The 13,022-nt window shown below is 43.6% G+C and carries 11 protein-coding genes; 8 read left to right on the top strand and 3 right to left on the bottom strand.

Annotated elements, in window-relative coordinates:
* The first annotated feature begins 42 nt into the window (after positions 1-42).
* Positions 43-984 (top strand): hypothetical protein, encoded by a 942-nt coding sequence (locus FOR85_RS04100; protein ID WP_144296836.1) that lies wholly within the window; start codon positions 43-45, stop codon positions 982-984.
* Positions 985-1,028: 44 nt separating this feature from the next.
* Positions 1,029-1,520 (top strand): thioesterase family protein, encoded by a 492-nt coding sequence (locus FOR85_RS04095; protein ID WP_144296835.1) that lies wholly within the window; start codon positions 1,029-1,031, stop codon positions 1,518-1,520.
* Between the two features lie 138 nt (positions 1,521-1,658).
* Here the strand turns inward: FOR85_RS04095 and ribBA are convergent, their stop codons facing one another.
* Positions 1,659-2,771 carry a bifunctional 3,4-dihydroxy-2-butanone-4-phosphate synthase/GTP cyclohydrolase II gene (gene ribBA / locus FOR85_RS04090; protein WP_144296834.1) on the bottom strand — a complete coding sequence of 371 codons (1,113 nt, stop codon included), beginning with the start codon at positions 2,769-2,771 and terminating at the stop codon, positions 1,659-1,661.
* Positions 2,772-3,061: 290 nt separating this feature from the next.
* Positions 3,062-4,351 (bottom strand): replication-associated recombination protein A, encoded by a 1,290-nt coding sequence (locus tag FOR85_RS04085; RefSeq protein ID WP_144296833.1) that lies wholly within the window; start codon positions 4,349-4,351, stop codon positions 3,062-3,064.
* A gap of 226 nt (positions 4,352-4,577) precedes the next feature.
* Between FOR85_RS04085 and FOR85_RS04080 the strand changes: the two genes are divergently transcribed.
* Both FOR85_RS04080 and FOR85_RS04075 read left to right on the top strand, forming a co-directional pair.
* A complete protein-coding gene (locus FOR85_RS04080; RefSeq protein ID WP_223808498.1) occupies positions 4,578-5,156 on the top strand; it encodes a type IV secretion protein Rhs in 579 nt (192 codons plus the stop codon).
* A gap of 140 nt (positions 5,157-5,296) precedes the next feature.
* Positions 5,297-6,310, top strand: a complete 1,014-nt coding sequence (locus FOR85_RS04075) for a hypothetical protein (RefSeq protein WP_144296832.1) — start codon at positions 5,297-5,299, stop codon at positions 6,308-6,310.
* An 88-nt stretch (positions 6,311-6,398) separates the two neighbouring features.
* On the opposite strand, the gene gltA is transcribed toward FOR85_RS04075, so the two are convergent.
* Positions 6,399-7,679 carry a citrate synthase gene (gene gltA / locus FOR85_RS04070; protein WP_144296831.1) on the bottom strand — a complete coding sequence of 427 codons (1,281 nt, stop codon included), beginning with the start codon at positions 7,677-7,679 and terminating at the stop codon, positions 6,399-6,401.
* A 1,154-nt stretch (positions 7,680-8,833) separates the two neighbouring features.
* Between gltA and sdhC the strand changes: the two genes are divergently transcribed.
* From sdhC to FOR85_RS04050, 4 genes are all read left to right on the top strand, one after another.
* Complete coding sequence (sdhC, locus tag FOR85_RS04065; RefSeq protein ID WP_082894375.1) at positions 8,834-9,220, top strand: succinate dehydrogenase, cytochrome b556 subunit; 387 nt, start codon at positions 8,834-8,836, stop codon at positions 9,218-9,220.
* A gap of 2 nt (positions 9,221-9,222) precedes the next feature.
* Entirely contained in the window at positions 9,223-9,627 is a 405-nt protein-coding gene (gene sdhD, locus FOR85_RS04060) for a succinate dehydrogenase, hydrophobic membrane anchor protein (protein WP_102077800.1), read from the top strand.
* 458 nt (positions 9,628-10,085) lie between these two features.
* The gene (gene sdhA / locus FOR85_RS04055) at positions 10,086-11,936 is read left to right on the top strand and encodes a succinate dehydrogenase flavoprotein subunit (RefSeq protein WP_068407838.1); all 1,851 of its coding nucleotides are present in this window, start codon (positions 10,086-10,088) and stop codon (positions 11,934-11,936) included.
* 196 nt (positions 11,937-12,132) lie between these two features.
* Positions 12,133-12,843, top strand: coding sequence for a succinate dehydrogenase iron-sulfur subunit (locus FOR85_RS04050; RefSeq protein WP_144296830.1), 711 nt, complete (start codon positions 12,133-12,135; stop codon positions 12,841-12,843).
* The last annotated feature ends 179 nt before the right edge of the window (positions 12,844-13,022 follow it).

Genomic DNA, 13,022 nt, shown 5'->3' with positions numbered 1-13,022 from the left:
TTTATATTTGCTTAAAAAATTATTCACCAACGGTGCTGCCTTATGTCCATGAATTCTGACTCGTTAGCTAAGGAGCCTTCTGCTATTCAGCAGCGCCGGCAAGCAAATATGTTTTTGGTACGTTTGCAATGGCTGGTCATATTATTGCTTATTGCTGCTCTGCTGTGGTTGTTTATTAGTCAACAGCGCTTTGAGCGCAGTATAAATGAGCGCTTGCAAAGTAATGAGCAAGTCGTCAGCCGCCTAAATGAGATGGACGATCGCATCTTTGCGATGAGTCAGCAGACGCTGCCAGAGCCGCGCGTCGCTGCTAGTAGCCAAGCGCAAAACCAGCTTGATTTATTGCGCATTCAGATACAGGCGGCCGATAGATTATTGGCGGATAATAACGAGAGTGCGGCGATTGACTTGTTGCGCGGTCTGCATTGGCAACTGTCTCAAAGCAGTAATGAGATTGCGCCTGCGCTTACCGTGGTAATTAAGCAAAGTTTGATGAAAGACATAGAACGCTTGCAAGCAAGAAGCTCGCAGCCGAGTCCTTGGCAGCTACAAAACTTAGCCATTCAAAATATCCAAGCGTTTTTGCATAATTATCAGCGTCCTGCTCGTGCAGCTGGCGCGTCTAATACTAGCGCTAACGATGTCGGCGTCACCCGCAAAGAGCTTATCATTCATGAAGTGATTATGACTTTAAACCTTGCCAGTCAAGCAAGCAATATGCGTGAAAAAGATCAGCTGGTTGGCTATCTGCGGCAAGCACGTAAACAGCTACAAACCTTAGTAGATACGTCTGCGTCAAAATCCGCTACCGATAATAAAAACGCTCAAACAACGAGCAACGCAACTTCTAAAGATAAAGATCAAACCAAATCTGCCCCTCATAATATCGCAGAAGTTGTTGACTGGTTAGATCGCCTGATTGCCACGGCGCCACAGCCAACGCCATTATTGACCACGCAAATTTTAGATAAGCCTAAGCGTTAATTGTCGTTTTTGAAATTCTATAAAAAAATAAGAGAAATGCAGTGATGAGTGCTTTTGAACAACACACAAACGCAAATAATAATGGCGTAGATGATAGCCGTCCTAGCGAGCTAGCGCATTATCCAATCATTCATCAGCAGCCGATCCATTGGGGCGAAATGGATGCCTTTAATCATCTAAATAACGTGGTCTATTATCGTTATGCGGAGTCAGCACGGATTGGCTATCTGCAAGCGCTAGGTATGTTTGATGGCAGTATGGTGACAGTATTGGCGCAATCAAGCTGTCAGTATTTACGCCCGGTGACCTATCCCGATACGTTATTATTAGGCGTGCGTTGCCAGCGCTTGGGCAATACCAGTATCGTGATGGAATATAGCTATTATAGCTGTGCTCAAGAGGCGATTGTCGCGATCGCTGATGCCGTTATCGTCCGTTTAGACAGTGATGGTAAGGATAAATTGCCGTGGAGCAATGAGGAGCGTGAGCGGTTATTGAAACTAGAGGCAAAATTTAACCATACGCCCGAATTTTAAAAAATTTAAAAACTTTGAAAAGCCGGCCAAATTATTAAGTATCAATATCACTAAAATGATACCGTTAAAAATAAAAAGGCACGCTAAATGATATTAGCGTGCCTTTTTCAGGTTGCTGTGCCTTTTAATTTCTAAGCTTCATTTTTGCTTAGGCGCATGAACAAAGTCTACTACATTTAAATCAAAACCTGACAGCGCATAAAACTTCATTGGTGACGACAGTAAGCGCATATCACGTACGCCCAAATGACGTAAAATCTGTGCGCCAACCCCGATACTGCGATAAGGCTGCTGAGCGATGGTAGACATGGACTGATTTTCAGCCGCTTTATCCAATGCCTCTCCCAAGTCAATCGGCTGATGATTGCCGATCCAAACCAACACGCCGCGCTCTGAATTGTTTATTTCTTCTAGTGCTGAGCGTACGCTCCAGCCGCTACGACCAGTGGTGTCGTTTTTCGCCGCAAACAAGTCACGTAAAGGATGGAAGCCATGTACACGAACGGTACTGACGCCTTCGCTGACATCACCTTTTACCAAAGCTAAATGAGTTTCGTCTGCACCAAACTCGCGGAAGCGATGCAAGGTAAAGGTACCGTATTCGGTCTCAAACGGATGGGATTCAACCTCTTCGACCGTTTGCTCATTGGCAATCCGGTAGTTAATCAAATCGGCAATCGTCCCGATTTTAAGACCATGCTCTTTAGCAAATATCTCAAGGTCATCACGGCGCGCCATCGTGCCATCGTCTTTAATGATCTCAACGATAACGGCTGCTGGCTCCAACCCTGCTAGGCGAGCCAAATCACAACCTGCTTCGGTATGACCGGCACGGTGCAGGACGCCACCATTTTGAGCCATAATCGGGAAAATATGCCCAGGCTGGACGATATCTTCTGGTTTTGCTGAAGAAGACACTGCTGCTTGAATGGTACGAGCGCGGTCAGCGGCAGAAATACCTGTGGTCACGCCTTCAGCCGCTTCAATAGAAACGGTGAAGTTGGTGCTAAATTTTGCCTCGTTGCGGTCAGACATGAGCGGCAATGCCAGCTGTTGGCAGCGCGCTTCTGACAAGGTTAAGCAAACCAAACCACGCGCGTGGGTAATCATAAAGTTGATATCATCAGGGCGCACGTGGGTCGCGGCCATGATGATATCGCCTTCGTTTTCGCGATCTTCGTCATCCATCAAGATGACCATTTTACCAGCACGAATGTCTTCGATAATCTCAGGAATCGTATTTAAACTCATAGGAAGTCTCAATATTTTATTATGTATAGATGGGTTTGATGATAAGGTTAAATTATTATTTGTCTATTGTAGCAGCAGAGGGCGTCAAGCGCTGTTGTAAAGCATGGCGTGGCTTAATAACAGCAATAAGCAATAAGCAATAAAATTGCTGCGCTCAATTGACTTGTATATATCATTATGAGGCTATTTTAACGCTTTTCATCCTACTGTGCTGCGTCATCTTACCAATATGTCTATTAATCGCTTAAAAATAGCGATAAGTATTATCAATGATGCAAGCAAATATGCTGCTATTCATTACTGGCTGCTTGGGTTTTTAGCCAGTCCATAAACTGCTTGCTGTGCTGCTCGCGCTGATTGTCCGCAAATTCATAAAAACTTGTGCCGATTAAATTGTTCGGCAGATAGCTTTGCGGATAATAATGATTGGGATAATTGTGCGGATATACATAACCTTCACCATAGCCCTGATTGCGCATCAATTTGGTCACGCCATTACGCAAATGTAGCGGTACGGGTGAGGCGTCTTTTTCTGCCAAGGCCATTGCCGCATTGATGGCCTTATAAGTGCTGTTACTCTTGGCGCTGGTCGCCAGATAAACTACCACTTGCCCCAAGATAATGCGCGCTTCTGGCATGCCGATAGACTGTACGCTACGTAGTGCAGCATCGGCAAGGAGCAGGGCGTTTGGATTGGCATTACCAATATCTTCACTGGCTAAAATCACCAAACGCCGTGCGATAAAATCAGCGGGCTCACCGCCAACTAGCATCCGTGCCATCCAATATAGCGCCGCATCAGGGTCTGAGCCGCGTACAGATTTTATCATGGCCGAGATGATATCGTAATGCTGCTCGCCATCTTTATCGTAGCGCACCAGCGCCGTCTGAGCGACCCGAGCGACCAATTCATCATTGATAATTAATGGCGATTGTTTGCTATCTGCCGTTTGAATGGCAAGCTCTAATAGATTGAGCGCTTTTCTGGCATCACCGTGTGCCAATTGGCTAATCGTCTCTTGCGCCTGCAAATCAACTGTCAGGTTTTTAAGGATATTGTCTTCTAATAGCGCGCGCTGCAATACGGCGCTGATTTGCTCAGGTGTGAGCGGCTCTAGACGATACACTTGGCAGCGCGATAGCAGGGCGTTATTCACACTAAACGACGGGTTTTCAGTCGTCGCCCCAATTAACGTAATATCACCTGACTCTACCGCCCCAAGTAACGCATCTTGCTGCGCTTTGTTAAAGCGGTGAATCTCATCGATAAATACCACCGGCGATTCAAAACTTAACGAGTCTTTTGTTTCTAGCACTTCACGTAATTGCTTCACGCCCGTATTTAATGCCGATAACGCATGAAAAGGTCGGCCAACCGCATCAGCCAATAGCATCGCGATGGTGGTCTTCCCAATGCCTGCTTCGCCATGCAAAATAATCGATGGCAGGTGCCCTTGCTCAACCAAGCGCCGTAACGGTGCGCCTGCTGCTAACAGGTGCTCTTGGCCAATAATAGCGTCGAGCGTTTTTGGGCGCATGCGCTGAGCAAGGGGCGTATCGGCATGAAAACTGGGTGGCATAAAAATCTCTATTATCAATTAAACGACTGTTTTTTTTGTATTGTTGTGACTATAGCTAGGCTAACGCAGATTTACGTTAATAAAAGTCAGCTAAGTGTACAGCTTATGTCTTAAAGGCTTTGTTTTAAGCAATTTCGACCTTATTAATGGTTTAGCAGTGATGACCAATCATGTTATGACAAATTATCAAATATAAAACGAGCAACCAATACGAGGTAAGACATTTATGCTGTCGCTATCTGCTTTCAAGCGTTTATTTAAACGCGCTGAGTCTCTTCGTGCTAGGCCTCTTAATGCTACCAAGCAGCGTTCGCGTCAGCTGGCGGCTGGAGAGATAGCACTGGCTCGTTCGGTGTTTGGTGATAGTATCCGGCTTGAGCAAGTTCAGCTAAAAACCGCATGCTGGGTACTAAAAAACTACGCTGTCAGTCCTAATGGTAATATTTATTTCCACCCGGACGACTGGGTCACAGATTTTAGCCAATCATCATTGGGTAAGCAAAGCTGGCTTATTCATGAATTGACCCATGTGTGGCAATTGCAGCAAGGTCTTAAAGTCGTGCGCGGTGCTATGATTGATCGCCGCTATGATTATGTACTTGCCGCTGGCAAACCTTTTTTCAACTATGGTATTGAGCAGCAAGCACGCATGGTACAAGATTATTTTATCAGTCGGCAGCAAGGTCGCGATTGTCAGGGTTTTGAAAGTTGTATTCCATTTTTAGCGTCACAAAAAATCGATAAAAGCCATGACCATAATAGAACCCGCGACGAACATAAAACTCATGAGACATTTAAAGTTTAATCTTTCTTTTATCTTATAATATTTATATGATGACTGAACCTTTTTATAATAATAACAAGCTGCTAAACATACAGACAAAATAAAATAGCTAGTAGCCTCAGCATATAAGCGCACTGCTTTTAATAAGGATGAGAACTCGGATGTTTAAAAATTTGTTCGTAAAGCCTGATGGTGAGACTCATCATACCTATATAAATACAAGGTCGCTAAATGAAGCAATTATGCCGCCGCGTACGCGCTCCTTGCTAGCGGCCGCCATGACTGGAATTTTATTGCTAAGCGGCTGTCAGCAGCAAGCAGAAGCACCAGTAGCTGATAATAGTCAACCCAAAGAAAAAACCAGCGTAGAGGACAGTCAGCCGATGCGTAAAAGTGACTCCGCTGCTGCGCGCATAGAGCAATTTCAACCCTTGTATCTTGTGCAAGCGAAAAGTTTACAGCAGCGTCTACAAGCCGAATATGAATCGCTACAAGCGGCAGACGCCTCAGACAGTGGCAATGATTTGTTGCCAGATAATACCCCTACTGCGTCAGTAGACAATGCTAAGCCGTCTAATGCTGCTAATCCAGTTGCAAATACTACCGATTCTGAGCGAATAGCAAAACCAACTGCTACGAATTCAGCTGCTGATACGAACAATAGCAATAGTGAGTCAGACGTTAGCAATGACTCTGAGGTTGACGCTGATGCGAGTACGGACGCGGATATCAATACCAGTACCGAGGTTGGCGAGCGCGATTTAACGGTGCTTAAGCGTATCAGTCTTGAGCCGCGCAAACCTGTGATGCTGACAGATGAGCAGATTATAGACAGTTATCAGCAAGCGATGGACGCGCTTTATCAACCTGTAACTACGCCGCTTAATGTAGAAGAAGTTGATACCTTGATTAACATTGCCACCTTGACGCCGCAGTTATTTGAACATGCAGAAATCGCTGGTCGATTGAGTGCAAAAAGTCCGGCGCTGGCGCGTTTGATTATCCAACATCAGGTTTGGGAGCAAATAGAAGCCCAACAGGTCATGGATATGCAGCAAATGAAAATTGACCAACAGCAAGAGTTTGAGAGACTGATGGCAAAATTTAATGAAACCATCCAAGGTTATGATGAGCAAATTGCAAAATATGAGCAGACCTTAAAAGAATTTCAATAAAGAATAAGTAGTCATCATTTTATTGAATTTAGACCATAAAAAAATCCCGCTCAGTCGCGGGATTTTTTATGCTGCCAATAACAGCTTACTATTTGCGGTCTTCAACTTTAATGAAGTCGCGATGCGTCTCACCAGTATATAATTGACGTGGGCGACCGATTTTGAACGGAGCGCTATGCATCTCTAACCAATGGCTGATCCAACCAGAAGTACGCGCCAGTGAGAAGATGACGGTAAACATTGACGTTGGGATACCGATGGCTTTAAGTATAATGCCTGAGTAAAAATCAACGTTTGGATACAGGTTACGCTCAACGAAGTACGGGTCTTCTAAAGCGATTTTCTCAAGTGCCATAGCAAGCTCAAGCTTAGGATCATTGATACCCAATGCGCCCAATACTTCGTCACAAGTTTCTTTCATCACTTGTGCGCGTGGGTCAAAGTTTTTGTAAACACGGTGACCAAAGCCCATCAGTTTTACTTCACGGCTTTTCACTTTTTCCATAAATTCAGGAACGTTTTCTACCGAACCAATTTCATCTAGCATCTCAAGGACAGCTTCGTTAGCGCCGCCATGTGATGGACCCCAAAGGGCAGCGATACCGGCAGCGATACACGCATAAGGGTTGGCACCAGTAGAGCCTGCTAGACGTACCGTAGAGGTTGAAGCGTTTTGCTCGTGGTCAGCATGCAAAGTAAAGATTTTGTCCATCGCGCGAGTAATCACGTCATTGGTTTTGTAGTCAACATCAGCAGGGGTTGCAAACATCATGTATAAGAAGTTTTCTGCGTAATTAAAATCATTACGTGGATACATGAACGGTTCGCCTTGCGAGTATTTATAACTCATCGCTGCAAGCGTTGGCATTTTAGCGATTAGACGAATAGCGGTGATTTCACGGTGTTCTTCGTTGCTGACGTCTAAGTTGTCATGATAAAACGCTGATAAGGCACCAACGACACCAACCATAATCGCCATTGGATGCGCGTCACGGCGGAAACCTTCAAAGAATTTACGTAATTGGTCATGAACGCCGGTGTGCTTACGAACCTTTTCATAGAAATCTGCTTTTTGCTCAGCATTTGGTAGATCACCATGAATCAGTGCATACGCCACTTCTAAGTATTCAGCATTGTTGGCTAACTGGTCGATAGGGTAGCCACGGTGTAATAACTCACCTTTACCGCCATCAATGTAAGTAATCTTAGATTCAACAGGAGCGGTTACTTTAAAACCTGGGTCATAAGACCAAAAGCCTGAATCTTGTAGAGCAGCAATATCGATAACTGGACGCCCTAAAGTACCTTCAATAATAGGAAATTCGTATTCTTTACCATTTACGCTTAATTTGGCATTGTTGTCAGCCATAAACTGCTCTCCATTGTTTTTAACTTGTTGGAATAAAATTATATCGACGCATACCCTCGCGTCTTCACTTGTTAAACGGTCAAAAAATTCTAACCCATTTAATATGCAGGCTATATTAGCAGTAATTACTGAGGTTTTGAAAAGACTTTTAGCAGTAATGTCTGTAATAGGTGTGCATTAGTCGTACTAAACGACTGTAAACTTTGTATCAAAATATGTCTATTTGGTAAATTAACCGCATGTCTGCTGTTTACTTCTAAAGTAATGATTCTCATTAACATTATAGAAATTAACACTTTATCGTAAAATAAACGCTTTTACTATTTGCCCCAATGGACCATGCGTTAGACAGAGTATGAGTAGCCGACAGATTAATTTGGATCAAAAATTGATTCTGAAATACCAATACTAATAAATTCGTCTTACCAATAGCTAGCTTTTTGTTAAATAATCACCGATAACCACTATTTAGGGGATAAATTTGTAATTATGGCGCAGTCATTTTATAATTGGAGGGATTTAACTGGCACTAGCTTTGCGCAAATGAATAGGTTGCTCTGATAAAACTATTGATAAAGCCCAGCTTTATTGAGACTTTTTGATGATTGACTGTTCGGTTGATAGACTAAATCCCGACTTATCGTTTGAATATTCTTGTTAACTGTTCTATTTTTAAATAGCCAACAGTGAAGTTTGCCTTAATAAAAAATGATACTCTACAGATGATATTATGGCGTTATCTTTTTTGTTGATGCAACGTCGTAAAAATAGAATAGTTAATCGATTTATCCCATATTATGAACTCCATGTAACCTCTTTATTTTGTATAAAGGGCGTGAATGATTTGTCATAAAAAGGGATTGTCACTTCAGTGAGCGATAGGAGAGTCTATAACCACTTTATAAATGGAAACGACCCAAATAGCAACTAAATAAACAGTCGCTATGGGCATAGATTTTATTTATAGAGTTTATCTGAACGTCAGATAAATAAGACTTATCGACCTTGCATATTTAGCGCAAATGAAAGGACGTCAGCTAGCCCTTCCTTACTTTATTCATCTCATGTGTTGCTTGCTGCTTGTAGAATAGTATTGATAAATAGTATTCATATAATGCGTTGATAGCTGATACAGGAGTATAACCGCAAAAAGGATGCCCGCTGTGAAAAGCAACCGACCTATTAATCTGCCCTTAAGCCAAGTGATTAGCGTTAACCGCTCACCGATTGCAATTGCTTCTATCTTGCATCGTATCTCTGGCATTGTTTTATTTCTACTTATCCCAGTCATGCTGTGGTTATTACAGAACTCTTTGGCATCGCCTGAGAGTTTTGAAACCGTGTTTGACAATGTCTTTATTCGCTTTTTAGCGTGGATTTTCGTCGCCGCCATTGCTTATCACTTCGTGATGGGCGTGAAGCATTTATTTGCTGATAATGGTCAAAATGAAGAGCTACAATCGGCGCGTATGGCGTCTGTTGTCAGCTTAGTGATTGCAGCGATTTTAATTGTCGCGTCATTTGTATGGGTGATGTTCTAATGATAAAAAATGATTCAGGAATCAAAAGCGCCACCGGTCTAACAAGCTCAGGTACCCGTGATTGGATGGTCCAACGTATCAGTGCGGTTATTCTAGCCGTTTACAGTGTGGTGTTGCTGGGCTTTTTCTTAACCCATGGCAATGTAACCTTCATTGAATGGTCTGATTTTATGACCAGTTTACCGATGCGTCTGTTCAGCTTGTTGGCTATTTTGGCATTGGCTGGTCACGCGTGGGTCGGTATGTGGACGGTATTTACCGACTATATTACCTCTGGCAAGATGGGTGAAAGCGCGCCTAAACTGCGTTTATTTTTACAAACATTGATGATTATCGCTATTTTAGTCTTCCTATTTTGGGGCATTATGATTTTTTGGGGTAACGGCTTCGGTGTTGTTGCTGTTTAACTTTTTATCATACCGGTAAATATTTATTCATCGGCTATTTATAAGCGTAGTATTAGCAGCCATATATCGATGAATAATAACGGATGAATCTAACCGCATTTATAGCCTTACTGATTTAAAAGCGTTTAGAGAATAAAATCCGTTAGTAGCCAAAATAGACAGAGCCAATCATAGCGTTGGGTATTTCTCAATTTAACTTATCACTGATACCAGTGCATTATTAAGCAGTTGCATGACAGTTAGACCGATAGTTAAATAAACAGATAAGCCCAATATAACGATAGATATGCAATTTAAGTGGTTAAAAGGTATTGATAGCAGATTTTGATGGTTGAAATTATTTTCAGTAGCGTGAGCGCAAATATTAGCCGACGTTGCCGCATGATAAGACAGAAACCAGCATAGACATCAGCCTTTTTATTTACTTCTAAGCATTAACAGGCATTAGGAAAACCGTAATGGCAACTAGACAAGATAATACCATTAGCAATATTAAAACCCTGAACTATGACGCGGTCATCGTTGGTGGCGGCGGCTCAGGTATGCGTGCTTCATTGCATTTGGCCGAAGCGGGCATGAAGGTTGCAGTCTTAACCAAAGTATTCCCAACCCGTTCACACACCGTTGCAGCGCAGGGCGGTATCGGCGCAAGTTTGGGTAACATGAGTAATGACAACTGGCACTTTCACTTTTATGATACCGTGAAAGGGTCAGATTGGTTAGGTGACCAAGACGCCATTGAGTACATGTGCCGTGAAGCGCCGAAAGTAGTATATGAGCTTGAGCACATGGGTATGCCGTTTGACCGTAACGAAGATGGCACCATTTATCAGCGTCCATTTGGTGGTCATACCTCAAACTATGGCGAAAAAGCTGTACAACGTGCTTGCGCTGCTGCTGACCGTACGGGTCACGCGCTATTGCATACGCTTTATCAGAAAAACTTGCAGCAAGGTACTGAGTTCTTTATCGAGTGGATCGCCCTTGATTTGATCAAAGACGAGGCCGGTAACATCAATGGCGTTATCGCGCTTGAGCAAGAAACTGGTACGGTAGCGGTATTCCAATCACCAATCACTGTATTAGCGACAGGCGGTGCTGGTCGTATCTTTGCGGCTTCTACCAACGCTTATATCAATACGGGTGACGGTATTGGCATGGCGGTTCGTGCAGGTATTCCATTGCAAGATATGGAATTCTGGCAGTTCCACCCAACGGGCGTTCATGGTGCGGGCGTACTATTGACCGAAGGTTGCCGCGGTGAAGGCGCTATCTTACGTAATAAAGATGGTGAAGCGTTCATGGAGCGTTATGCGCCCACCGTGAAAGACTTGGCACCACGTGACTTGGTATCACGCTCAATGGACCAAGAAATCAAAGAAGGTCGCGGCTGTGGTCCAAACGCTGACCATATCGTAATGGATATGACCCATTTGGGTGTCGACACCATCATGAAGCGTCTGCCATCAGTTTTCGAGATTGGTAAAAACTTCGCCAACGTTGACATCACTAAAGAGCCAATTCCAGTTATCCCAACCATTCACTATATGATGGGTGGTATTCCAACCACGATTCATGGTCAAGTGATTGTACCGGATCTAGAAGCGGGTACCGATGAAGACGGTCTATATGCCAAAGGCAACGTCGTTAAAGGTCTTTATGCAATCGGTGAGTGTGCGTGCGTTAGTGTGCATGGTGCCAACCGCTTAGGTACCAACTCGCTACTTGATTTATTGGTTTTTGGTCGTGCTGCTGGTAAGCATATCGTTGATGAATTCCATCATGCTGACCATAACTACAAGCCGCTTGATCCACACGTGCTTGATTTCACTGTGCGTCGTTTAGACAAATTGCAACAATCAACTTCAGGCTACAATGCGCAAGACGTGGCTGACGAGATTCGCGCCATTATGCAAAAGCATGCCAGTGTATTCCGTACGCAGGCGATGATGGATGAAGGCGTTAAGCAGATTCTAGCGCTTGCTGATAAAATCGACCAAATCCATTTGGCTGATAAATCACAAGTATTTAATACCGCGCGTATCGAAGCATTTGAAGTAGCCAACTTGTATGAAGTGGCAAAAGCGACGATGATATCGGCCGCTAACCGTCATGAAAGCCGCGGCGCGCACAGTGTGTCTGACTACGATCGCCCAGAAGATGATGATTATGCACCAAACGGCCGTAACGATAATGATTGGATGAAGCATACCCTATGGTATTCTGAAGGCAATCGTATTATCTATAAGCCTGTACGTAAAGTGCCATTGACGGTCGATTATGTCGAGCCAAAAGTTCGCGTTTATTAATTCTAGCCCTTGTAGTTTTGAGCATACAGTTTTGTATATACATAGAATTAACGTTTTATCCCTTATTTAATAAAAGGTGAGCGCCAGCGATAAGCTTTTATCAGTGCTATGAAATAGTCATACTAGCGCTGATAAATAGCAGTCTTTAGACTGTACGCTTGTTAGCCCGCATCACCAATGTGTGGAGTTTAGCATTATGAGCCGAGGTACTCGCACCATCGAAATCTATCGCTACGATCCTGATGTGGACGCAGCGCCGCGCATGCAAACTTATACGATTGAGTTGTTAGATTCAGATCGTATGTTGCTTGACGTGTTATTACGCCTAAAGAAAGAAGACGAAACCCTTACTTTCCGTCGCTCGTGCCGTGAAGGCATTTGCGGTTCAGATGGCATGAATATCAATGGTAAAAATGGTCTAGCCTGTCTGATTAACATGAACACCTTGCCTGAAAAAGTAACGGTTCGTCCGTTACCAGGTTTGCCAGTGGTTCGTGATTTGGTCGTCGACATGAACCAATTTTATGAGCAATACGAAAAAGTTCATCCGTTCTTAATCAATGACCAGCCAGCGCCAGCAACCGAGCGTTTGCAGTCACCTGAACAGCGTGAAAAATTGAACGGTTTGTATGAGTGTATTTTATGTGCGTGCTGTTCAACCAGCTGCCCATCATTCTGGTGGAACCCTGATAAGTTCTTAGGTCCAGCAGCACTATTGAATGCCAACCGTTTCGTTTCTGACAGCCGCGATACTGATATCCGTGCTCGTCTATCACGTTTAGAAGACCCATTCAGCTTATTCCGTTGCCGCGGAATCATGAACTGCGTATCTGTATGTCCAAAAGGCCTAAATCCAACCAAAGCCATCGGTCATCTGCGCAATTTACTGATCGATCAAGCAGGTTAGTCTACCATTTATTGGTAATTAGCTTTATAATAGCGCTGTTAAAAAAACACCACCTCTCATTAGGTGGTGTTTTTTATTCAAGGTTATCAGTATTAAACTGTCAGTTATAAAGCTAGCATCACAAAACTGATATTTTAAAAGCTATTGTTGATGGGCAGTGGTGCGTCAGTCAATGAAAG

This window comes from Psychrobacter sp. YGAH215, from assembly GCF_007280595.1.
GTDB lineage: Bacteria > Pseudomonadota > Gammaproteobacteria > Pseudomonadales > Moraxellaceae > Psychrobacter > Psychrobacter faecalis.
Note: the sequence above shows the minus strand (reverse complement) of the source record. Positions and strands in the feature narration are given on the sequence as shown.

What these genes read in the sequence shown, in the direction of transcription:
- sdhA (WP_068407838.1), top strand. Translation starts at nt 10,086, where the DNA reads ATGGCAACTAGACAAGATAATACCATTAGCAATATTAAAACCCTGAAC.
- FOR85_RS04095 (WP_144296835.1), top strand. Translation starts at nt 1,029, where the DNA reads ATGAGTGCTTTTGAACAACACACAAACGCAAATAATAATGGCGTAGAT.
- gltA (WP_144296831.1), bottom strand. Translation starts at nt 7,679, where the DNA reads ATGGCTGACAACAATGCCAAATTAAGCGTAAATGGTAAAGAATACGAA.
- sdhC (WP_082894375.1), top strand. Translation starts at nt 8,834, where the DNA reads ATGCCCGCTGTGAAAAGCAACCGACCTATTAATCTGCCCTTAAGCCAA.
- FOR85_RS04100 (WP_144296836.1), top strand. Translation starts at nt 43, where the DNA reads ATGTCCATGAATTCTGACTCGTTAGCTAAGGAGCCTTCTGCTATTCAG.
- FOR85_RS04080 (WP_223808498.1), top strand. Translation starts at nt 4,578, where the DNA reads ATGCTGTCGCTATCTGCTTTCAAGCGTTTATTTAAACGCGCTGAGTCT.
- FOR85_RS04085 (WP_144296833.1), bottom strand. Translation starts at nt 4,351, where the DNA reads ATGCCACCCAGTTTTCATGCCGATACGCCCCTTGCTCAGCGCATGCGC.
- FOR85_RS04050 (WP_144296830.1), top strand. Translation starts at nt 12,133, where the DNA reads ATGAGCCGAGGTACTCGCACCATCGAAATCTATCGCTACGATCCTGAT.
- FOR85_RS04075 (WP_144296832.1), top strand. Translation starts at nt 5,297, where the DNA reads ATGTTTAAAAATTTGTTCGTAAAGCCTGATGGTGAGACTCATCATACC.
- ribBA (WP_144296834.1), bottom strand. Translation starts at nt 2,771, where the DNA reads ATGAGTTTAAATACGATTCCTGAGATTATCGAAGACATTCGTGCTGGT.